A 21,801-nucleotide genomic window follows, 5' to 3' on the forward strand; every position below is an offset into this window, starting at 1 on the left:
CGGCCGGTCAGGCCGCCAGCGCGTGGTCCCTGCGCACCGCGATGCGGGTGCGCAGGCCCAGGGTGGCGGCCGCGGCGAGCAGGCCGACGGCGAGGGCGCCCCACCACAGGGCCGTGGCGCCGACGCCGGTGTACAGGGCGACGCCCACGGTGAGGGCGGAGAAGCGGGCGAAGCCCCAGGTCCAGGTGAAGGCGCCCTGGTAGCGGCCGCGGGCGGCGGCCGGGGCCAGATCGGCCACCACGGAGGCCGCGATGCCGGCCACGACCACCTCGCCGAGCGACCAGACGACCACCGAGACGACGTACCCGGCGAGGGAGTCGGCCAGCCCGGTCAGCGCGACGCCCACGGCGATCAGCGTGCTGCCGGCCGCCTGCACCGGGAGCTGCGGCAGATCGGCCAGCCGGGACGTGACGAACGGCTGCAGACCCACCACCAGCACGGCGTTGACCGCCGCCAGCGCCCCGTACACGGCCGGCGAGAGCCCGCTGTCGCGCACGGCCAACGGCAGCGCCACCTCGGTCAGCGAGTACACGAACAGCTGGATCCCGAACAGCGGGAGCAGCGCGAGCATGAGCCGGTCCCGCAGGACGACCCCGTATCCCAGGCCGCCCTTGTCCGACGCGGACGCCGGGGTACGGGCCGGCTCGCGCAGCCGGGTCGCGACGACGGCGGCGTACACGAGCGCCGTGCCGGCGTCGACGGCGAAGAGCAGCCAGTACCCGTGCGCGGCCAGGAAGCCGCCGAGCACTCCGGCCACGGCCGTGCCGATGTTGACCCCCCAGCCGAACAGCGCGTACGCCCGCTGGCGCCAGCCGGTGTCCACCGCGTCGGCCAGCATCGCGTACGCGGCCGGCGGCACGACGGCCCCGGTGGCGCTGAGCAGCAGCGCGGCGGCGGCCATCGTCCAGATGCCCGGGGCCAGGAACAGCGCGCCCTGCGCGACGGCGGCGCCGACGAGGCCGATCAGCATGGTCGGGCGGCGGCCGATCCGGTCGGCCAGCAGCCCGCCGACGGCCGGGCCGAGCAGGTTGCCGGCGCCCAGCGCGGCCAGGACGTAGGAGACGCCCGAACCGGTGATGCCCCGGTCGGCGAGCAGGAAGACCAGGAACGGGGTGACGAGGTGGCCGAGCCGGTTGACGATCGTGCCGGCGAAGAGGGTCCACACGGTGGGCGGCAGTCCGCGGAAGGAGGAGAACATGCGAGGAGCCTGCGCCCGGACGCTCCGGCATTCCATTGATTAAGGTGGGGCCGAATCCAATGGCAGTTTTCCCATGGGGCTACGGGGGCGGGAACATGGAATCCAGACTGGACTTCTCCACGGCGGACCTCGCACAGACCCGCTTCGCGGTGTCCCCGATGTGGGAGGTCGTCACCAGCTTCCGGCTGCTGCGCGACGAGGCCGAACCGCCCCTGCACCGCCGCTGGGCCGCCCAGGTGCGGCCCCGGCTGCTCCGCGCGGGCCTGGACCGGGGATGGCTCGCCGCCCTGATCCCGGGCGGCGGCTACCTCGCGGACTTCCTCAACCCGACCCCCGCCGGCCCCTTCCCCGAACTCCCCGCCGAGCTGGCGGCCATCCGCTCCAGCACCCCGGAGCACGTCCGCTCCGACCTGGCCCTGCTGGCCGCGAAGTCGTCCCGCCCCGCGCCCCGGCTGCGGCTGCTCCACGACGAGCCCGAAGCCGCGCTGGAGAAGGTCACCGCCGAGATCGAGACGTACTGGGAACTCGCGCTCGCGCCCTACTGGTCCCGCATCCGCCAACTCCTCGAATCGGACGTCTTCCACCGCGCCCGGCAGGTCGCCGAACACGGCTCCGCCCACGTCCTGAACGAACTCCACGAATCCGTCAGCTGGGACGCCGGAACCCTGAGCCTGGTCCGCCGGCAGTGCGCGCTGACCCGCGACAAGACCGGCTCCGGACTGCTGCTGGTGCCCTCCGCCTTCGCCTGGCCCCGCGTGCTGACCCGCTCGGTGGCCCCCGAGCCGCCCCAGCTCGCCTACCCCGCCCGGGGCATCGGCACCCTGTGGGAGCCCCGTACCAGCGAGGCCTCCGACGCGGTCGCCGGCGTACTGGGCCGCTCCCGGGCCCTGCTGCTCGCCGAGCTCGACACCCCGGCCTCGACCACCCAACTGGCCGTCCACACCGGCCTGTCCGCCGCCGCGGTCTCCCAGCACCTCACGGCCCTGCGCAACGCCGGCCTGGTCACCGGCCACCGCACCGGCCGCTCGGTCCTCTACGCCCGCACGGCCGTCGCGGACGCGCTACTCGCCCCGACCAGCTGACCGCCGGGTCCGCCTGGCGCCGTGCGGAGCCCCCCCGCCGTTCGAAATGTCAGTGCGAGCTGGTAATCCTTCTGGAAGATTACGGCCGGTCACTTCGGCCGATGTCAGATTTCCCAGGGGGGGAAACACCACATGAAACTCGTTCGCGCACTACCGACAGCGGCCCTGGCCCTGGCGCTCGGCCTGTCGGCCGCGGCGCCGGCCGCGGCCGCGGGCCCCGTGGCGCCCAAGGTCACCGCGCCCCGCACCAGCCCCACCCCCGGCTTCGCCGGTGAAGGCACCTCCTCCGCCTGCTACACCAACCCGTACTCCGGGGCCGGTGCGGGCTGGATCGGCCTGGGCGACGTCACGCTCAGTGCCAAGGTCGGCTCCCCGTCGGCCACGCAGTTCCAGACGACGTTCCAGCTCTGGGACACCGCGTACGGGGGCAAGCGCACCGACTTCGCGACGGGCTGGTCCGGTTCCGAAGCCCGTACGACCGTCTCCCGTGACCTGCTGAAGGACGGCGGCCAGTACGCCTGGCGGGCCCGCGCCACCGACGGGAAGCTGACCGGCGCCTACTCGGCCTGGTGCTACTTCCGCGTCGACCACACGCAGCCGACCGCCGAGGTCAGCACGGACGCGACGCCCAAGATGCAAGGTGTGGAAGCCACCTTCACTTTGAAGGGCACCGACACGGGATCGGAGATCGCCTGCGCCCGCTGGCAGACCACCCCGATCTTCGGCGTCGGCTGGAAGTGCTCGGACGAGGCCGTGGACTCCCACGTCGTGCGTCTGACGGACGGCGCGGCCGACATCAAGCTCAAGCCCGCCACCTGGGGCAGCCAGTACGTCTACCTCCAGACGATGGACAACGCGGGCAACCTCGGCGAGGCCAACCTGTCGTACTACGCGCAGTCCAGCACCGCCCCCGCCGCCTTCGGTGACATCGACGCAGACGGGAAGCCGGACGTCCTCGTCCCGGACGCGGCCGGCAACCTCCGCAAGCCGGGCTCGAACCCGCTGGACACCGCCAGCGCGCGCGCCGCGGCCGCTCCGGGCGGCAGCGGGAGCTGGGCCGGGGTCCAGTACACCCACCGCGGTTCGCTGGGCGGCCGGCCGGTCGACGACCTGCTGGGACACGCCCCCGGCGCCGCCCATCTCTACTTCTTCCGCAACGACGGCGGTGGCCTGTTCACGGAGCAGGGTGCGACGACCGTCAGGAAGCCCAACACCTGCGTGAACGCGGCGTTCGAGCCCATCGTGTGCGCGGATCACGGCCTCGGCGCCGACTGGTCGAAGGTCACGCGGATCGCGGCGTTCGGCTCGCCCTCGGGCGACAGCCCGGTCGGGGCCAGCCTGCCGCGCACCTCGGTGCTGTTCGTCGAGAACGGCCGCCTGTGGCTGGTGCAGCGCGGCTCCGTCAACAATCTGGAGGCGGAAGCCGTCCTCCTCTCGGGCAATGACACCCGCTGGGCGGGCTACGAGCTCCTCACCCCGGGCCGGGCGCAGGGCACGGACTTCCCCACCCTGTGGGCCCGTTCCACGGCGGACGGCACGATCCGCGCCCTCACCATGGGCGGGACGCCGGAGCTCCCGGACTTCTCCGCCTTCGCCGACCCGTCCGCCGGGCCGGTCCTGACCACTCTGGCCCCGGCCGGCCACCCGCGCGTCGGCTCGGACGGCGACCTCACGGGTGACGGCCTCCCGGACCTCTGGTCCGCCGACGCCTCCGGCAAGGTCACGGTCTTCCCGGGTACGGGAACGGCCGCACCGCACCCGACGGTGACGGGCTTCGGCCCGGCCGTCTGAGTAGTAGAGCAGCAATGAGTCCGGCGCCCCGCGGGAGTGGGGCGCCGGAGTCGTTTCCCCGGTCGGACCGGCGGTCAGTCGAACCAGCGGTCGCGGGCCAGTTCTGACGTGCGGGAGGGGTCTTCCAGGAGGGCCGCCACCTCGAAGCGGCGGGGCCACTGGCCCGCCGCCCAGGCGAGGGCCGCCGCCACGCCCTCCAGGGTGGAGGCGTGGAGGGTGCCGTCCGGGGTGCGGCGCCAGTCGAGTTCGACGCCGCCCGCCAGGAGCTCCTCGTGCTCCACGTAGTGGGCCGGGGTGGCCGGGCCGAGGAGCTGGAGGACGGATTCGGGGGTCTCGTGCTCTTCGCCCTCGGTGCTGACCTCCGCCGGGACCGTCTCCGAGAGGCGGCGGACCTGGAAGAGCTCCGCCAGGTCGGCGGCCCGGGCAGGGGCCACCGGCAGGAGGGGGAGGCCGGCGGTGAGCGGGAGCAGGTCCGGGGCGTCCGCGATCACCGCGTCCGTCGCGTCGACCACCACGACCTCGCCGTCGACCACCGCGCGCAGCTCGTCGGGGAGGGTGACCTGGTCGGGGTCCAGGTCGGCCAGCGCCCCGTACAGGGCGTGCAGTTGGCGGCCGCCGACCTCGCGCTCCGGGTCGGCGAGGCGGCTCAGGAGCTCGGCCGCGCCGCCCGGTTCGTCCAGCAGGGCGGGCACGGTGGTGCGTACGCCCAGCGCCCGCAGGACCTGCTCGTCCTCGAAGCCGGTGGCGTCCGCCGGGGTGTAGAGCCCCGCCAGCAGCGGGTCGCCGCCCGCCGCGCGCAGGCCCGCCGGGCGGCGGCCGTCCAGGACCGGGTGGTCGCGCAGCCACCAGGCGGTGTACGGGCGCACGGACCGGGTGGTGCCGTCCGGGAGGAGGACGCGGACGGGCTGGGTGAGGGCGTCGCGGAAGGGCGGCTGGGCGAGCATGGCCAGCGCCTGGGGCCAGCAGTCGTCATCGACCAGGTCGAGGTCCCGTACGGCGACCAGCTCGGTGGCGACCGGCGGCACCGGGGTGTCGGGGAGCTGGTCCAGGACGTCCTCGCACCACACGTCGACCGCGTCGAGCAGCCCGGCGTCGTCGGGTTCGGCGAAGTCCCCGTCGCGGGGCTCCAGTTCGTCCGGATCCAGGACCACGTCGGTGGCCCGGACCAGCTGGAAGGCGGCCAGGACGCCGACGGCCTCCAGGGTCCGCGCGTCCCAGCGTTCCACCAGCTCGGCGTCCACGTACGGGATCTCGTCCTCCCGGATGACGGAGGCGAGCGGGGAGCCGGGCAGCAGCAGCTCGCCGGCCGGGGTCGGCTCGCCGTCCTCGTCGGGCAGCGCGAGCGCGCCCAGCCACGGCTCGTCACCGGGCGCCAGCTCGGCGGCCCGCACCAGCCCGAGGACGATGTCGGCCAGCTCCTCGGCGTCGAGCCCGTCCTCGTCCCACACGTCCCCGGCGTCCAGGGAGGCCGCGACGGCCGCCCGCACCTGCGGGGTCGTCAGGACGGCGCGCGGGGAGGCCGGCAGCGCGCCGAGCTTCTCCAGCAGCGGGTGCGCCGCGTCCGGATGGGCCACCTTCAGGCCGAGCCGGGCCAGCTGCCGCGAGGCGTCCGCGTCCGGGGCGTCCACGCCGGGCAGCAGCAGGTGCCGGGGCCCGATCGCGGTGCGCCCGTCGGCCAGCGGCACCGGGAGCCCGGAAAGCCGGTCCGGGTCGACGCCCGCGAGGCTGTCGTAGAGCCGGTGCCACCACTCGGGGGTCCGCTCGATGCCGGCGATCCGCTCGATGGCGTCGCCCAGCGGCAGCCGGCCCACCCCGAGGGCGCGCAGCTCGGAGCGGCGCTCCAGCCCGGCGGGGAGCAGGGTCGGCAGCACCTCGGCGAGGACCCGTACGGTGTCGGCGCCCGCGCCCTCCACCACCTCGGCCTCGAAGGGGCGCAGCGCGGCGCGCTCCCGCGGCTCGCCCTCGGCCGGCTCCTCGGGTTCGGCGGCCGGGGCGAGGAAGGCCGTGCGGGGCAGGCGGGTGAGGACGGCCGCGCGCAGCGCCCCGTCGAGCTCGCCCTTGCCGAGCGGCCCGGGTACGAGGTCCACGAGCGCGGTGCTCACCGGGTCCCAGGAGCCGAGGAGTTCGGCGTAGGCGTCGGCGGCGCGCTCGACGAGGAAGTCGGTGAGCGGCCCCGGCGCGGGGTGGCGGCGCGCGGTGTCCAGCGGCAGGGTCGCGATGAGCAGGGCCGGGATCCCGAGCGGCTCGTCGGTCGGGGTCGGCGCGTGCACCACGGGCGCGGTGGCCGGCCGGACCGGGGCGCCTTGGGCGTCGACGGGCACGGCCCAGGACACCGCCCAGGCGGGGCGCAGCCGTTCCTCGACGGGCCGGTCGGCGAGCAGCGCCTTCTCGATGGGGCCGCCGTGGCGGACGGTGCGCCAGCGGTTGGTGCCGGACGCGGAGTCCTCGATGACGGTGTACGGGCCTTCGGTGCGGCGGCGCAGCGTCCGTACGGTCCCGGAGCCGCCCGCCGACGGGGTCTCGACGACGACCTCGGCCAGCCCGGGCAGGGTCAGCAGCAGGGCGTCGTCGATCGCGGCGAGCAGCCGCTCGACGAGGTCCTCGGCGGCGGTGTCGCGCAGGGGGAGGACCACGACGGTGTCGTATCCGTCGGGTGCGGTGCCCTCGGCGGGCAGCGGGAGGCGCAGCAGCGGGACGTGGCCGTCGCGGCGGCGCAGTTCGTCGCCGAGTCCGGGGCTGCCGACGGTCGCGCCGCGGGCCAGTTCGCGGGCCTCGGCCAGGGACCAGCGGACTCCGCCGTGACGGCCGAGGACGGCCGGTTCGTCCGAGACGGCGAGGACGGCGGCGAAGCCGACGCCGAAGCGGCCGACGCTGCCGGCGGAGTCGTCGCGCTTGGCGGAGGCGCGCAGGGTGGAGAGCGACTCCACGCCGGTGGCGTCCAGCGGGGCGCCGTTGTTGGCGACGGCGAGCACGGCGTGCCCGTCGGGCTGGTCGGTGCCCGCGTGCAGGGTGAGCCGCAGCCGGCCGGGGACCTTGGCGCGGGCGGCCGCGTCGGCGGCGTTCTGCGCGAGCTCGACGACGAGCCGGTCGCGGTAGCCGCCGAGCGCCAGGTCCTCCTCGGCGTTGGCGTCCTCGCGGAAGCGGGCGGGGCCCGCGCCCCAGGCGTCGAGCACCCCGCGCCGCAACCGGGCCGTGCCGAAGGGGTCCACGCCGTCCTGGGCCGCCGTCACTCGCACGCTCACGCCGCTGCCTCCATGCTGTACCGCTCTGTGCCGCATCCGCCGAAGCCGGAAGCCGAAGCCGAATGCCGGGCCTTGAAGGTATCGCGTGCGGGAGCGGCGGCGGCCACGGGCCGGGCCCGCGTCCCACGGGCCGGTCACGTGGGACGCGACGGGTTCCGGGCGCGGGGCGCGGCGGGCTACTCCTGGCCGACGAGGTGCGCGAACACCACGACGTTGGCGTCCCAGTGGCGGTCCTTGGTGAGGTCGCCGCCGCAGGTGATGAGGCGCAGCTCGGCCTTGCCGTGGGTGTCCCCGTAGACCTTCTCGGTGGGGAAGCCGTCCTTCTTGAAGGTGTCGACCGTGTCGACCTGGAAGACGGCGGTGCTGCCGTCGTCGCGGTGGACCTCGATCTTCTCGTCCTTCTTCAGCTTCTTGAGGTTGTAGAAGACGGCCTCGGGCACCTTGGGGGTGTCCATGTGCCCGACGATGGCGGCCGCGCCCTTCTCCCCGGGGGTCGGGCCCTCCTTGTACCAGGCCGCGTCCATCGGCTTGGCGAAGTCGGGCTCCGTCATGACGCCCTGGGCGTCGAGTCCGACGGAGTCGAGCGGGGCGTCGACCTTGATGTCCGGGATCACGATGCGGTCCGGGACGGAGGGCTTGAGCGCGGAGGCGGCCTTGGCGGACGCCGGGCTGTTCTTGACGGTGTCACCGCCGCCGGAGGAGCAGGAGGTGACGAGGACGACGGTGAGGGCCGACGCGCCCGCCAGGGCGGCCACGCGCAGGGCGCGGCCGCTCCGGCGGGGGGTGCGTTCGGGGGTGGACTGCTCAGCCATGGTCAGCGGCGTCCGAGGGGACCCAGCCGAGGGGGGCCTGGCCGGTGTTCACGGAACCCTTGGGGGTCTTGTGGTCCTTCGGGTCGACCGGCTTCGGCTTCGGGGCCGGGGTCGGGTTGCCGGTCGCGTCGGTGGAGAACTTGACGGTGTCGAACTTCTTGCCGCCCGCGAAGGCGTCGACGCCGTAGTAGCCGGACTTGACGTTCTTGGAGACGACCGCGGTGCCGGTCCAGACGCCCTTGCCGTCGTTCTTCAGGTTGACCTGGCCGCCGAAGGCGTCGGACTTGATGAACGCGCTCTTCTCGTTCGGCGCCGTCTTGATGGTGACCTGGATCTTGTCGCCGGGCTTGCCGTTGTCCTTGGACAGGCTGACCGTGGACTCGGTCGGCTTGGGGGAGTCGGACGTGACGGTGAGCTGCGCGGTGGCCTGGATCTTCTTGCCGTCGGGGCCCGTGCCGGTGAGGGAGATCCCGTAGGTGCCGTCGGCGACCTTGGAGACCGTGGCGGTGGCGCCGCGGCCGTCGGTCATCTTCACGTTGCCCAGGGCCGCGGAGGAGATGGACAGGTTCGTCGAGCCGTCCGGGACCTCCATGGACATCCGGATGGAGTCGCCGGGCTTCGCGGTGGAGGTCGACAGCTTCAGGGCCACGGGCGCGGAGGGGGTCTCGGTGCTGGGGCTGCTCGACGCCGTCGGGGTGGAATCGGCGGCGAACGCGACGGTGGGGACTGCCAGGGCCATAGACGAGGCGAGGGCGATCGCCGAGAGGGTAAGTGCCTTGCGCATGGGGTTCCTCCTGAACGGGCCGGGGTTCGTTCCCGGCACACCAGACATGAGGGACATCCTGGGGTGGTTGGTTGCGGCCCTCCGAGGGGCCGGGGAGGGCCCCTGCCGAAGGTCCCGCCGCATAAAGCCGCAGGCGGCAGCGGTGGTGGGGATCTTCCGTTTGCGGACTCTTTGCCCCGATTTTTGGGACCAAGGTCCCGGGTTTCCGGGTCGTGCGGCGGACTCTGTCCTTCAGGGCTCCTTCAGGGCTCCTTCAGGGCCCGTTCAGGACGGCCTCAGGGCCGACTCCGGCGGGATGCGGACAACGCGGAGCCCCCGGTGACGAAGTGTCACCGGGGGCTCCGGAGCGTGTCGGACGGGTCGGTCGGCCGACTCGGTCAGCCGGGTCGGCCAGCCGGGTCGGTCAGAGGGGTCGGTCAGAGGGCTTCGATCACGAAGTCCACGCACGCGGTCAGCGCCTGCACGTCCGCCGGGTCGATCGCCGGGAACATGGCGACGCGCAGCTGGTTGCGGCCGAGCTTGCGGTAGGGCTCGGTGTCCACGATGCCGTTGGCGCGCAGCACCTTGGCGACCGCGGCCGCGTCGATGTCGTCCGAGAAGTCGATCGTGCCGATCACGGCGGAACGCTTCGCGGCGTCCGCGACGAACGGGCTCGCGTACTTCGACGCCTCGGCCCAGCCGTACAGGTGGGCCGCGCTGGCCGACGTACGGCCGGTCGTGAACTCCAGGCCGCCCTGGCTGTTCATCCACTCCAGCTGCTGGTCCAGCAGGAAGAGGGTGGAGAGCGCCGGGGTGTTGTACGTCTGGTTCTTCAGCGAGTTGTCGATCGCCGTCGGCAGCGAGAAGAACTCCGGGATGTGCCGGCCGGAGGCGTGCACGCGGGCCGCGCGCTCCAGGGCCGCCGGGGAGAACGCCGCCAGCCACAGGCCGCCGTCGGAGGCGAAGGACTTCTGCGGGGCGAAGTAGTAGACGTCGGTCTCGGTGATGTCCACCGGCAGGCCGCCGGCACCCGAGGTCGCGTCCACCAGGACGAGTGAACCCGCGTCGGCGCCCGCGACGCGCTTGATGGGCGCCGCGACACCCGTCGAGGTCTCGTTGTGCGTGTACGCGTACACGTCCACGCCCGCCTCCGCCACCGGCTCCGGGTGCGTACCCGGCTCGGAGGAGATCACGGACGGCGCGTCCAGCCACGGCGCGGACTTCGCGGCCGAGGCGAACTTCGAGGAGAACTCGCCGAAGGTGAGGTGCTGCGACTTCCGCTCGATGAGACCGGCGGTCGCGATGTCCCAGAAGGCGGTGGAGCCGCCGTTGCCCAGGATCACCTCGTAGCCCTCGGGGAGGGAGAAGAGGTCCCGGAGTCCCTGGCGAACCGAGCCGACCAGGTTCTTGACCGGGGCCTGGCGGTGCGAGGTTCCGAGCAGGGAGGTACCGGTGGCGGCGAGGGCGTCCAGCGCCTCGGTCCGCACCTTGGAGGGGCCCGCGCCGAAGCGTCCGTCGGCGGGCTTGATGTCAGCGGGAATCTGGATCTCAGCCACGATCCGAGCGTATCCGGTCCCGGTCCACGCCTCGGAGGCGCGTCCACCCGATGAGATGAACCGGGCCGGTGGGAGGGTGTCGTCCGTGACCTCACCCGGTGAACTCGAACGGACATTGCGGAAGAACCTGCGCGGAGAGGTCGACTTCGGCGCCGCCGCGCGGGCCCTGACGACCATGGACGCCTCGAACTACCGCCGCGTCCCGCTCGGCGTGGTCGCCCCGCGCGACGCCGATGACGTGGCCGCCGCCCTCGTGACCTGCGCCGATGCCGGCGTCCCCGTCGTCCCGCGCGGCGGCGGCACCTCCATCGCCGGGCAGTCCACCGGGACCGGAGTCGTCCTCGACTTCACCCGCCACATGAACGCCCTCCTCTCCCTCGATCCGGCCGCGCGCACCGCCGTGGTCCAGCCCGGCCTGGTCCTCGACCGGCTGCGGGACGCGGCGCGCCCGCACGGGCTGGTCTTCGGCCCGGACCCCTCCACGCACTCCCGCTGCACGCTCGGCGGGATGATCGGCAACAACGCGTGCGGGGCCCACTCGGTCGCCTGGGGGACCACCGCCGACAACGTGGCCGAGCTCTCGGTGACCGCGTACGGGGGCTCCTCGTACCGGCTCGCCACCGGCTGGACGGGCGCGCCGCCGGGCCTGCGGGAGCTGGTCGCCGAGAACCTGGCGGTCCTGCGCACCGGCATGGCGGGCGGCTTCTCCCGGCGGATCTCGGGCTACGGCGGGCTGGACGCGCTGCTCCCCGAGCGGGGCGCCGGGCTCGCCCGGGCGTTCTGCGGCAGCGAGGGCACGCTCGGGGTGGTGACGCAGGCCGTGGTGCGCCTGGTGGAGGCCCCGCGCGCACCGGTGCTCGCGGTGCTCGGGTACGCCGACGAGAGCGCGGCCGCGGACGCGGCGGCGGGCCTGCTGGGGCACCTGCCGCTGACGGTGGAGGGCATGGCGGCCGACCTGGTCGGGGCCGCGGCCGCGGGCCTGCCGAGGGGCGGCGCGTGGCTGTTCGCGGAAATGCGGGACGAGGCCGCCGCGCGGTCCCTGCTGAGGGGTGCGGACGCGGTGGACAGCCTGCTGATCACCGACCCGGCGGGGCAGCGGGCGCTGTGGCGGATCCGCGAGGACGCGGCGGGCACCGCGACCAGGATGCCCGACGGGGGGATGGCCTGGCCCGGATGGGAGGACTGCGCGGTCCCGCCGGCCCGGCTCGGCGGCTACCTGAGGGACTTCCGCGCGCTGCTGGCGGAGCACGGCCTGCGCGGATCCCCGTACGGGCACTTCGGCGAGGGCTGCGTGCACGTCCGCATCGACTTCGACCTCGTGACGGCGGGCGGCGTGGGGCGCTTCCGCGCCTTCTCCACCGCCCTCGCCGACCTGGTGGTCGCCCACGGCGGCTCCCTCTCGGGCGAGCACGGGGACGGCCAGGCGCGGGCGGAGCTGCTGCCGCGCATGTACGGGCCCTCGGTGATCTCCCTCTTCGAGGCCTACAAGCGGGTCTGGGACCCGGCGGGCGGCATGAACCCGGGCATGCTGGTCCGCCCGGCGCGCCTGGACGAGAACCTCCGCTTCGCGGTGCTGCCGCCCTCGGACTTCGCGGGGGAGGTCGCGCGGTGCGTCGGCGTCGCGAAGTGCCGGACCACGGACGTGGGCGGGCCGGGGGTGATGTGCCCGTCGTACCGGGCCACGGGGGAGGAGCGGCACTCCACGCGCGGCCGGGCCAGGCTGCTGCACGAGATGCTCGCCGGGGAGATCGTGACCGACGGTTGGCGCTCGGCGGAGGTCGCCGAGGCGCTGGACCTGTGCCTGGGCTGCAAGGGCTGCCGCAGCGACTGCCCGGTGGGCGTGGACATGGCCTCGTACAAGGCGGAGTTCCTCCACCGCCACTGGGCCGGCCGGCTGCGCCCGCTGTCCCACTACGTACTGGGCGGCCTGCCGACGTGGCTCCGCCTGATCGCCGCGCTCCGGCTGGCCCGCCCGGTGAACCTGCTGGCCCGCCTCTTCCGCATCCCGGGCCTGGAGCGCGCCCGGGCCCTGCCCCCGCTGGCCCCGCAGCCCTTCACCCGCTGGTGGCGCGGCACGGAAGGCCGGCCCCGCCGGCGTCTCGGGCGCGGGGTCCGGGGCGGAGCCCCAGGTCTTCCGGGTCCGGGCGGAGCCCGGGGAACGGTGGAAGGGCGGGGAGGGGAAGACCGCCCGCAGGGCCTGCCCGCGCCGGGGGCCGCGCCCGAGGCCGCGCCCGAGGCCGCGCCGGGGGCCGCGCCCGAGGCCGCGCCGGGGGCTGTCACTTCTACACATCTCACGCTGCCGCCGCTCGCACCTGTGGTGATCCCGGGAGACGCCACCCGCCCGGGAGACGCCACCCGCCCGGGAGAGGCGCTCGCGGTCCTGCCCGCCGGCGGCGACCTCGCCCGCCGGGCCACCGCCGACCCGCTCTTCCGCCTCGTCGCCTATGCCCTGGAGTCCGCCCACGGCAGGCCCCCGGCTGTCGTCTGGAGTGCCCCGTACACCTTCCGCCTGGGCTCGCCCGACCTCGTCGCGGCGGCGTCCTGGCCGGTGGCGGCCGCCGCGGCGCCGCGCGACGACGGGCTCGTGCGGCTCAGCTCGCTCGGCCACCCGGCGGACAGCTGCGACCTGCCGCTCACCCTGTCCGGGCCGCCGCCCGCCACCCCGGCCTGGGCGGCCCGCCCGTACGCCGTGCTGCGCGCCCTGGCCCGGGCCGGATACGGCCGCGGCGGGACCGACCTGCACCTCCAGGGCTCCCTGACCCCGGCCGCCGGGCTGGCCACGGCGGAGGCCGCCGACTGCGCGATGGCCCTCGCGGTGGCCGACGTCCACACGCCGGCCGGCGAGGACCCGGACCGCGTGCTGCTGGCCCGGCTGCTGGCCGGGGCGCTGCCGGACGGCGACGACGCGCTGCGCCGGGCCGCGCTCTTCGCCCGGCCCGGCAGGGCACTCCTGGTGGGCCAGGGGTCGCGCCAACGCGAGCCCCGGCGGCAGCGGCAGCGGTACGTCCTCTTCGACCCGGCCGAATCGGGGGCGCGCCTGGTGCTGATGGCCGTACGCGGCGGCGCGGCGGGCGGCGCCGACCGGGCGGCGGACCTGGCACGGGCCGTGGGATGCGCCCGCCGGGCCGGATCCCTGAGCGCGTGGGCCCCGGGACGGCGGCCGGGGCGCAGCGTCCTCGTGCTCCTGCCCGAGGCGCGGCTGGCGGCCGTACGGGCGGCGGTCGCGGCGGACTTCCGCGACCGGGACCGGCCCGTACCCCGGTTCCTGAACATCGCCGTGTCCGGTCCGGCCCGGCGCGAGCACTGACACCACCCGCCGTCCGCCGCCCACGACGCACCACACGCCACTCACCAAGCTCCAGTGACCACCCACCACCCGCCACCCCTCACGAGGAGGAACCACCCATGCCCGTCCATCCCTCGACCACGCCGAGCGCGAGACACCGGGCCCGCCGGTCCGCGCTCGTCGCCGGACTCGGTGCGCTCGGCCTGCTGGGCGCCTTCACCATCGCCAACTCCCAAGCGGCGGAGGGCGGTGCGTCCGCCCTCGTGAGTGCCGCCGCACTGCCGACCTACGACCACGTGGTCGTCGTCGTGTACGAGAACAAGCAGTACGGCGAGGTCATCGGCAGCGCCAACGCCCCGTACATCAACCAACTGGCGGGCGGCGGCGCGAGCCTGACCGGCATGAAGGCGCTGACCCACCCCAGCCAGCCGAACTACTTCAACCTCTTCTCCGGCGCCACCCAGGGAATCACCGGCGACGGCTGCTACACCCCCCAGTCGATGACCGCGCCCAACCTCGGCCAAGAGCTGATCGCGGCCGGCAAGACCTTCGCGACGTACAACGAGGACCTGCCCGCCGAAGGGTCCACCGCCTGCACCAACGGCCAGTACGCGCAGAAGCACAACCCGTGGTTCGCCTTCAAGAACGTGCCGCTCAACACGGGCAAGACCTGGGCCCAGTTCCCGCAGGGCAACTTCGCGGCGCTGCCGAACCTGTCGTTCATCGTGCCCAACCAGTGCAACGACATGCACTCCTGCCCGGTCGCCACGGGCGACACCTGGACGAAGAACAACATCGACGCCTACGCGCAATGGGCCAAGGCCAACAACAGCCTGCTGGTGCTCACGTGGGACGAGGACAACTACCTCGGCTCCAACCAGATCGCCACCGTCTTCTACGGGGCGAACGTCAAGACGGGCAAGTACGCCACAGCCTTCAACCACCACCACCTGCTGCGCACCTTCGAGGACCTCTTCGGCACGGGGCACGCGGGGAACGCGGCCAACGTCCAGCCGATCAGCGAGGTGTTCGGCGGCTCCACGGACCCGACCCCGACCCCGACGCCCACTTCCACGGCTTCGCCCACTCCGACACCCACGCCCACGCCCACCCCGACCCCGACTCCGACTCCGACTCCGGGTGATCTGAAGCTGGCCAACCCCGGTCCGCAGACCTGCAAGTTCAACCAGAACTGCACCATCCAGCTCACCGCCACCGGCGGGAAGCCCCCCGTCCGCTACGCCGCCACCGGACTCCCCTGGGGCCTGACCCTCGACGCCAACACCGGCCGCATCACCGGCAAACCCTGGAGCAGCGGCACCGTCCAGATCACCGCCACCGCCACCGACAGCACCGGAGCCGCCGCGGGCACCACCTTCCCCCTCACCATCAACTGGTTCTGAGAGAGGCATCCGTGTACCTGTCGACCAGCCGCGCCGCGGACATCGCCGCAGGCCCTCCGGCTCCGAAGGGCCCCCTGCGGGCCGTCCCCGGCACGGTGCTCGCGCTCGGCCTGGTCAGCCTGGTCACGGATGTCTCCGCCGAGATGGTCACCGCCGTCCTGCCGCTGTACCTGGTGACCGTGCTCGGGATGTCCCCGCTCGCCTTCGGCGCCCTGGACGGACTGGTCCAGGGCGCCACCGCACTGCTGCGCCTGGTGGGCGGGCGGGTCTCCGACCGCACCCACCGCCGCAAACTCGTCGCCGGCACCGGCTACGCGATCTCCGCCGCGTGCAAGGCCGCCCTGCTGGCCGCCACCGCCCCCTGGTCGGTGGCGGTGGTGCTCGCCGCCGACCGGACCGGCAAGGGCCTGCGCACCGCCCCGCGCGACGCGCTGATCTCGCTGTCCTGTCCGCCGGAGGAGCAGGGCCGCGCCTTCGGCGTGCACCGCGCGATGGACACGGCCGGCGCCCTGCTGGGACCGCTGGCCGCGTTCGGAGTGCTGTGGGTGGCGGTGGACGGGTACGAGGCCGTCTTCGCGGTGAGCTGCTGCTTCGCGGTGCTGGGGGTCGTGGTGCTGGCCCTGTTCGTACGCGAGAGCCCGGCGCCCGCGGCCGCGCCCGGCGCCGGGACGACCTCGGCCCGGGACCTCCTGCGGATCCCCGGCCTGCGGCGGCTGTGTCTGACCGCCGCCGCGCTCGGCCTGTTCACCGTCGGCGACGCCTTCCTCTACCTCCTGCTCCAACGCCGCCTGGACCTGCCGGTCGCGTACTTCCCCCTGCTGCCCGTCGGCACGGCGGCCGTGTTCCTGCTGGCCGCGCTGCCCGTGGGCCGGCTCGCCGACCGGCTCGGCCGCCACCGGGTCTTCCTCGGCGGACACCTGCTGCTGTCCGGCGCCTGCCTGCTGCTCCTGGCCCCGGTACCGCCCGGGCCCGTCCTCGTCCTCGGCGTCCTCGGACTGCTCGGCCTGTTCTACGCGGCCACGGACGGGGTGCTGATGGCAGCCGCCGGCCCGCTGCTGCCGGCCGGGCTGCGCACCACCGGACTCGCGGTGCTCCAGACCGCGCAGGCCCTGGCGCGGTTCGCGGGCTCCCTGCTGTTCGGGGCGGCCTGGACCCTGTGGGGACCCGGCCCGGCCCTGGGCGTCGCCGCCGGGGGACTGCTGCTGGTCCTGGCCGCCGTCGCGGCGGCCGGCCGCCGCCCGCGCGGGGGCCGGTCCCGCGCACCGCAGGGCGACCCGCCGGCGAACCGGCGGGCCGCCCGGGGCCGTTGAGATCCGGTCACTTGTGCGAGCCCGGCGCCTCCGGGGCGACGGCGTGGCGCATCCCGCCGGATACCCCGACGGGCCCGAGCCACGGCCCGCGGCCGGGTGGGGGACCGCCCGGGGAGCCCGGAGCGGCCGCCTCCGCGATCATGGCCGGATCCGCCCGGGTCCGCCCGGCGTCCCCGGAACCCATCGCCGAAGATCCCTCAGCGGGCGCCGCCCTTGCCTTACGATCTCGGCGGACGGTCCCGTCCCGTGATCGCCGCCCACCCCGCACCCGTGGAGGTCAACCGTGTTCCGGACGGCCAGAGGAAACCGCAGTCGCCGCAACAGCCTCCGCATCCGCGTCGCGGCCACCGCCGCCGCGGCGGGCGCCTTCCTCGTCGCCGGATGCTCCTCCTCCGGGGGCGGGTCGGGCGAAGCGGCCGGCGGAGTGCCCGTCGTGGAGAAGGGCAAGCTCACCACCTGCACCCACCTGCCCTACCCGCCGTTCCAGTTCGAGAAGGACGGCAAGGTCGTCGGTTTCGACGTGGCGCTCGTCGACCTGGTGGCGACCCGGCTGGGGGTCGAGCAGAAGATCCTCGACACGCCCTTCGAGAACTTCAAGACCGGCGCCTTCCTGAACTCGGGCGAGTGCGACCTCGCGGCGGCCGGCATGACGATCACCGACGAGCGCAAGAAGAACGTCGACTTCTCCGTCCCCTACTTCGACGCGACCCAGGCACTGCTCGCCACCAAGAAGAGCGGCGTCACCTCGCTCGCCGACCTCAAGGCGAAGTCGAAGAAGCTGGGCGCGCAGGCCGAGACCACCGGCGAGAGCTACGCCAAGGCCCAGGGCTTCGACCCCGTCGCCTTCGAGAGTTCGGACGCGGTCCTCAACGGACTGCGCACCGGCCAGGTCGACGCGGTCGTCATCGACTACCCCGTCGTCCAGGGCTGGCTGAAGGACCCGAAGAACGCGGCCGAGTTCACCCTCGGACAGAGCATCGACACGGGCGAGCAGTACGGATTCTCGGTGAAGAAGGGCAACACCGCCCTCGTGGCCGCGATCGACAAGGCCATCACGGACGCCAAGGCCGACGGCACCTACAAGAAGATCTACGAGCAGTGGATCGGCCCGCTGCCCCAGGCCGCGCCGTGACCTCTCGGCTGACCCGCCGACAGCGCCGCGCACTCTCGCAGGGCCTGCAGTACGCCCTCTTCGCGGCGGTGCTGGTCCTGGTCGGCGTCAACGCCGACTGGGGCCGGCTGCAGAACCAGTTCGCCCAGAAGGACCTGGCGGTGCGGCTCTTCCCGGAGATCATCACCACCGCCCTGCGCAACACGGTCATCTACACGACGTCCGGGTTCCTCCTCGGCCTGGTCCTCGGCCTGGTCATCGCCATGATGCGGCTGTCCTCGGTGGCCCCGTACCGGTGGGTCGCCGGCGTCTACATCGAACTGTTCCGGGGCCTCCCGGCCCTGCTGATCTTCATCTTCGTGGGCGTGGCGGTGCCCCTGGCGTTCCCCGGTACGGAGATCCCCGGCGGCACGTACGGCAAGGTCGCGATCGGCCTCGGACTGGTGGCCGCCGCCTACATGGCGGAAACGATCCGGGCCGGCATCCAGGCGGTGCCCAAGGGGCAGATGGAGGCGGCCCGCTCACTCGGCTTCTCGCACGCCCGGGCCATGGTCTCGGTCGTCATCCCGCAGGCGTTCCGCATCGTCATCCCGCCGCTCACCAACGAGCTGGTCCTGCTGTTCAAGGACTCCTCGCTCGTGCTGTTCCTCGGCGTGACGCTGCAGGAGCGCGAGCTGACGAAGTTCGGCCGGGACCTCGCCAGCCAGACCGCCAACTCCACCCCGATCCTGGTCGCGGGCCTGTGCTACCTCCTGGTGACCGTGCCGCTGAGCTTCGTGGTGCGCCGCCTGGAGGCCCGCGCGGACAAGGCCACGTGAGGACGACATGCCACAGGAGACACCAGCGGTGGACACGAAGGCCACGGACGGCCCCGAGATCGAGATCCGCGGACTGCACAAGTCCTTCGGCGCCAACCACGTCCTGCGCGGCATCGACCTCGAGATCGCCCGCGGCGAGGTGGTCTGCGTCATCGGGCCGTCCGGCTCGGGCAAATCGACGCTGCTGCGCTGCGTGAACCTGCTCGAGGAGCCCAGCGAGGGCCGGGTCTTCGTCGGCGGCACGGAGGTCACCGACCCGGACGTCGACATCGACGCCGTACGCCGCCGCATCGGCATGGTCTTCCAGCAGTTCAACCTCTTCCCGCACGTGAACGTCACCGGCAACCTCACCCTGCCCCAGCGCCGGGTCCTGGGCCGGGACCGGACCAGGGCCGCGGCCGTGGCCGCGGAGAACCTCGAACGCGTCGGCCTCGCCGACAAGTCCGAGGCGTTCCCCGCCCAGTTGTCCGGCGGCCAGCAGCAGCGGGTGGCGATCGCCAGGGCCCTGTCGATGGGCCCGGAGGTGATGCTCTTCGACGAGCCGACCTCGGCGCTCGACCCCGAACTCGTCGGCGAGGTCCTGGCGGTGATGCGGGTACTGGCGGGCGAGGGCATGACGATGATGGTCGTCACCCACGAGATGAGCTTCGCCCGGGAGGTCGCCGACCGGGTCGTGTTCATGGACGGCGGCGTGATCGTCGAGCAGGGTCCGGCGGCGCAGGTGGTCGGGGACCCCCGGCACGAGCGGACCAAGGCCTTCCTCAACCGCATCCTGGACCCGGCGGGGACCGAGGCCCCCGGGGCCGCCGGCGAGGACCCGCGACCCGCTGAGAACCCCTGACAGAACGAACCGTTCTCCTGGTTGGCGCGCGACCGGGTGAGGAGATCATTACTCTGCATGGGTGCTGTCATACGACGAGTTGACCCCGCCGGAGCGCGAGCTGTGGGACGCCTTCCCCGAGGGGCGTCGAGTCGACCTGCGCACAGGTGTGCCCGAGGCTGACGCTCCCTCCGCGGGTACTCGATGGGGTCCCGAACGCACGGTCCGCGCGGCCGTGGTGACGGCGTTGCTGCTCGGCGCGAACGACGGTCGGTCCGGTGGCGTAGCCGCCCTGCGACTCGCCGGGACGCGTATCACCGGCCGCCTCGACCTGTCCGGGGCGGAGATCCGCCACACGTTCTCGCTGGAGGGCTGCCGGCTGGACGAGGCGGTGCGGCTGCACGGGGCCACGACCCGGACGATCGAGATCACGGACAGCTGGGTTCCGGGGATCGACGCCGAACTCGCACGGATCGAGGGCGACCTGGATCTGAGGCGGTCGAGTGTCGAAGGTGGCTCCCTCGTACTCGTCAACGTCCGTATGGCCGGGAATCTCCTGCTCTCGGATGCCAAGATCTCGAGCCCGGAGGAGTGGGCAGTGCTCGCGGGTGGCCTCGTCCTGGACGGCGGCGTCTTCGCCCAGCGGCTCACCACACGAGGCGGGTTCCGGCTGCCTGGCGCACGGCGCGTCAGCAGCGGGCGCGGGCGAAACGCCGGTCAGGGACGAGGTGGCCCGTCGCCGGGCGTGGGTCCGTCGGAACCCCGGATATGCCCCGCAGCCGTACGAGCAACTCGCGGGCTGGTACCGGGGGATCGGCCACGATGACGACGCCCGCCGCGTGCTGCTGGCGAAACAGCGTCACCGACGCCTCACCCTGTCCCCGCCGGCACGGGCGTGGGGGCACCTGCTCGACGTGACCGTAGGGTACGGCTACCGGCCCTGGTTGGCAGGTGTCTGGCTCCTGACGTTGACGTTGCTGGGCACTCTGGTCTTCGGTACCGACTCTCCGACCTCGGTGAAGCCGGGTGAAGGCTTCCCGTTCCAGCCCCTGGTCTACACACTCGACCTCTTGATTCCCATCGGTGGTCTGGGACAGCGCGCGGGGTGGTACTGGTCGAACGACGTCATCCAGTGGCTGGCCTACCTGCTGATCGTCCTCGGCTGGATGCTCACGACCGCCGTCATCGCCGGTGTCACCCGCACCCTGCAGAAGAACTAGCGATCGACACCGTGCTCGGGGACCGCGGCTACCGACCGCTGCAGTTCTCGGTCCGTCGGCGGACCCGGCCCACCTGCGGCGCCGCCGTGGCCATGGGGCAGGATGGCAGCTCGTTCCACATGCGCGCGCGTGTGCGAACACGCCTCCGTGCACGACGAACTGACAGGTGACAAGGTGAAGACACACCTCATACGGCGGCCGGCAGCGCCCGCCGCCGCATCCCCGGTCCGACGAGGGGCGGAGGGCGTCCGTTGACCCGGGACCTCGTCCTGCACGACTGGCTGGTCGCCGGCATCGCGCTGGCCGCCGGCGCGGTCGGCGGCCTGCTCCTGCGGGCCCTCGTACGGTGGCTGGGCAAGCACGCCCTGCGGACCCGGTGGAGCGGCGACGACCTCATCGTCGGCGCGCTGCGCGCCCTGGCTCCGGGGGCGGCCGTCATCGCGGGCGCCGCGGTGGCCGCCTCGACGCTGCCGCTGAGCACGCGGGTCTCCGGCTGGGTGAACCAGTCGCTGACCGCGCTGCTGATCCTCATGGCCACGCTCGGCGCGGCCCGGGTCGTCGCCGGTCTCGTCCAGTCGGTGGCCCAGGCCCGGACGGGAGTGGCCGGTTCGGCCACCATCTTCGTCAACATCACGCGGGTCGTGGTGCTCGCGATGGGCTTGCTGGTCGCACTCGAAACCGTGGGCGTGTCCATCGCGCCCCTGCTGACCGCTCTCGGCGTGGGTGGTCTGGCGGTCGCGCTGGCCCTGCAGGACACCCTCGCCAACCTCTTCGCGGGCGTCCACATCCTCGCCTCCAAGACGGTGCAGCCCGGTGACTACATCCGGCTCACCAGCGGCGAGGAGGGGTACGTCGTCGACATCAACTGGCGCAACACCGTGGTCCGCAACCTCTCGAACAACCTGGTGATCATCCCCAACGGGCGGCTCGCGCGCACGAACATGACCAACTTCACCCAGCCCGAGCAGCAGTTGTCGATCCTGGTCCAGGTGGGGGTGGGTTACGAGAGCGATCTGGAGCACGTCGAGCGGGTGACCCTGGAGGTGGTCGACGGGGTGATGGCCGACATCAACGGCGCGGTCCCAGACCACGAGGGGGCCGTCCGGTTCCACACCTTCGCGGACTCCAGGATCGACTTCACGGTGATCCTGGGCGTCGGCGAGTTCAGCGACCAGTACCGGATCAAGCACGAGTTCATCAAGCGGCTGCACCGCCGGTTCCACGAGGAGGGCATCTCGATCCCCGCCCCCACGCGGACGGTCGAGCTCCGGCAGGACGACCTGCGGGCCGCACCCTCCGCGGCGGCCTCGCCGGTCCCGCACCAGCGCGAGGCCCCGGTCCAGGCCCCGGTCCAGGCCCTGGCGGACAGCGGACGGTAGCGGCCGGTAG

The 21,801-nt window shown here is 73.6% G+C and carries 17 protein-coding genes; 11 read left to right on the plus strand and 6 right to left on the minus strand.

What is annotated here, in order from left to right; translation table 11 throughout:
• Positions 1–7: 7 nt before the first annotated feature.
• The gene (locus tag DRB96_RS19605; protein ID WP_112449619.1) at positions 8–1,198 is read right to left on the minus strand and encodes an MFS transporter; all 1,191 of its coding nucleotides are present in this window, start codon (positions 1,196–1,198) and stop codon (positions 8–10) included.
• A gap of 95 nt (positions 1,199–1,293) precedes the next feature.
• Between DRB96_RS19605 and DRB96_RS19610 the strand changes: the two genes are divergently transcribed.
• On the plus strand, positions 1,294–2,280 hold the full coding sequence (locus DRB96_RS19610) for a DUF5937 family protein (protein ID WP_204357774.1): 987 nt from the start codon (positions 1,294–1,296) through the stop codon (positions 2,278–2,280).
• A gap of 132 nt (positions 2,281–2,412) precedes the next feature.
• The gene (locus DRB96_RS19615; protein ID WP_112449620.1) at positions 2,413–4,071 is read left to right on the plus strand and encodes a VCBS repeat-containing protein; all 1,659 of its coding nucleotides are present in this window, start codon (positions 2,413–2,415) and stop codon (positions 4,069–4,071) included.
• 74 nt (positions 4,072–4,145) lie between these two features.
• On the opposite strand, the gene DRB96_RS19620 is transcribed toward DRB96_RS19615, so the two are convergent.
• The 4 genes from DRB96_RS19620 to serC form a co-directional block, all read right to left on the minus strand.
• Positions 4,146–7,313, minus strand: a complete 3,168-nt coding sequence (locus DRB96_RS19620) for a molecular chaperone Hsp90 (RefSeq protein WP_112449621.1) — start codon at positions 7,311–7,313, stop codon at positions 4,146–4,148.
• 176 nt (positions 7,314–7,489) lie between these two features.
• Positions 7,490–8,125, minus strand: a complete 636-nt coding sequence (locus DRB96_RS19625; protein WP_112449622.1) for a class F sortase — start codon at positions 8,123–8,125, stop codon at positions 7,490–7,492.
• The gene (locus DRB96_RS19630) at positions 8,118–8,909 is read right to left on the minus strand and encodes a hypothetical protein (RefSeq protein WP_162688658.1); all 792 of its coding nucleotides are present in this window, start codon (positions 8,907–8,909) and stop codon (positions 8,118–8,120) included. Before DRB96_RS19630 ends, DRB96_RS19625 begins: the two co-directional genes overlap by 8 nt.
• A gap of 416 nt (positions 8,910–9,325) precedes the next feature.
• A complete protein-coding gene (gene serC, locus DRB96_RS19640) occupies positions 9,326–10,444 on the minus strand; it encodes a phosphoserine transaminase (protein WP_112449625.1) in 1,119 nt (372 codons plus the stop codon).
• Positions 10,445–10,499: 55 nt separating this feature from the next.
• Here serC and DRB96_RS43820 point away from each other — a divergent pair, with 55 nt between their 5' ends.
• The 3 genes from DRB96_RS43820 to DRB96_RS19655 all read left to right on the plus strand — a co-directional run bounded on the left by DRB96_RS43820 (position 10,500) and on the right by DRB96_RS19655 (position 16,443).
• Positions 10,500–13,751, plus strand: coding sequence for an FAD-binding and (Fe-S)-binding domain-containing protein (locus tag DRB96_RS43820; RefSeq protein WP_204357775.1), 3,252 nt, complete (start codon positions 10,500–10,502; stop codon positions 13,749–13,751).
• A 98-nt stretch (positions 13,752–13,849) separates the two neighbouring features.
• The gene (locus DRB96_RS19650; RefSeq protein ID WP_112449626.1) at positions 13,850–15,133 is read left to right on the plus strand and encodes an alkaline phosphatase family protein; all 1,284 of its coding nucleotides are present in this window, start codon (positions 13,850–13,852) and stop codon (positions 15,131–15,133) included.
• Between the two features lie 11 nt (positions 15,134–15,144).
• Positions 15,145–16,443, plus strand: coding sequence for an MFS transporter (locus DRB96_RS19655; protein WP_112449627.1), 1,299 nt, complete (start codon positions 15,145–15,147; stop codon positions 16,441–16,443).
• Positions 16,444–16,450: 7 nt separating this feature from the next.
• Here the strand turns inward: DRB96_RS19655 and DRB96_RS43080 are convergent, their stop codons facing one another.
• Positions 16,451–16,627, minus strand: a complete 177-nt coding sequence (locus tag DRB96_RS43080) for a hypothetical protein (RefSeq protein ID WP_162688657.1) — start codon at positions 16,625–16,627, stop codon at positions 16,451–16,453.
• Positions 16,628–16,774: 147 nt separating this feature from the next.
• Between DRB96_RS43080 and DRB96_RS19660 the strand changes: the two genes are divergently transcribed.
• The 6 genes from DRB96_RS19660 to DRB96_RS19680 all read left to right on the plus strand — a co-directional run bounded on the left by DRB96_RS19660 (position 16,775) and on the right by DRB96_RS19680 (position 21,791).
• Entirely contained in the window at positions 16,775–17,575 is an 801-nt protein-coding gene (locus tag DRB96_RS19660) for an ABC transporter substrate-binding protein (protein ID WP_112453568.1), read from the plus strand.
• A complete protein-coding gene (locus DRB96_RS19665; RefSeq protein ID WP_112449628.1) occupies positions 17,572–18,372 on the plus strand; it encodes an amino acid ABC transporter permease in 801 nt (266 codons plus the stop codon). The genes DRB96_RS19660 and DRB96_RS19665 overlap by 4 nt, the downstream gene beginning before the upstream one ends.
• Before the next feature lie 28 nt (positions 18,373–18,400).
• Positions 18,401–19,213 (plus strand): amino acid ABC transporter ATP-binding protein, encoded by an 813-nt coding sequence (locus DRB96_RS19670; RefSeq protein ID WP_275431961.1) that lies wholly within the window; start codon positions 18,401–18,403, stop codon positions 19,211–19,213.
• A gap of 61 nt (positions 19,214–19,274) precedes the next feature.
• On the plus strand, positions 19,275–20,018 hold the full coding sequence (locus tag DRB96_RS19675; RefSeq protein WP_239516237.1) for a hypothetical protein: 744 nt from the start codon (positions 19,275–19,277) through the stop codon (positions 20,016–20,018).
• Between the two features lie 13 nt (positions 20,019–20,031).
• On the plus strand, positions 20,032–20,412 hold the full coding sequence (locus tag DRB96_RS44740) for a hypothetical protein (protein ID WP_239516238.1): 381 nt from the start codon (positions 20,032–20,034) through the stop codon (positions 20,410–20,412).
• 251 nt (positions 20,413–20,663) lie between these two features.
• Entirely contained in the window at positions 20,664–21,791 is a 1,128-nt protein-coding gene (locus tag DRB96_RS19680; RefSeq protein WP_112449630.1) for a mechanosensitive ion channel family protein, read from the plus strand.
• Positions 21,792–21,801 lie beyond the last annotated feature (10 nt).

Source organism: Streptomyces sp. ICC1 (assembly GCF_003287935.1).
GTDB lineage: Bacteria > Actinomycetota > Actinomycetes > Streptomycetales > Streptomycetaceae > Streptomyces > Streptomyces tritrimontium.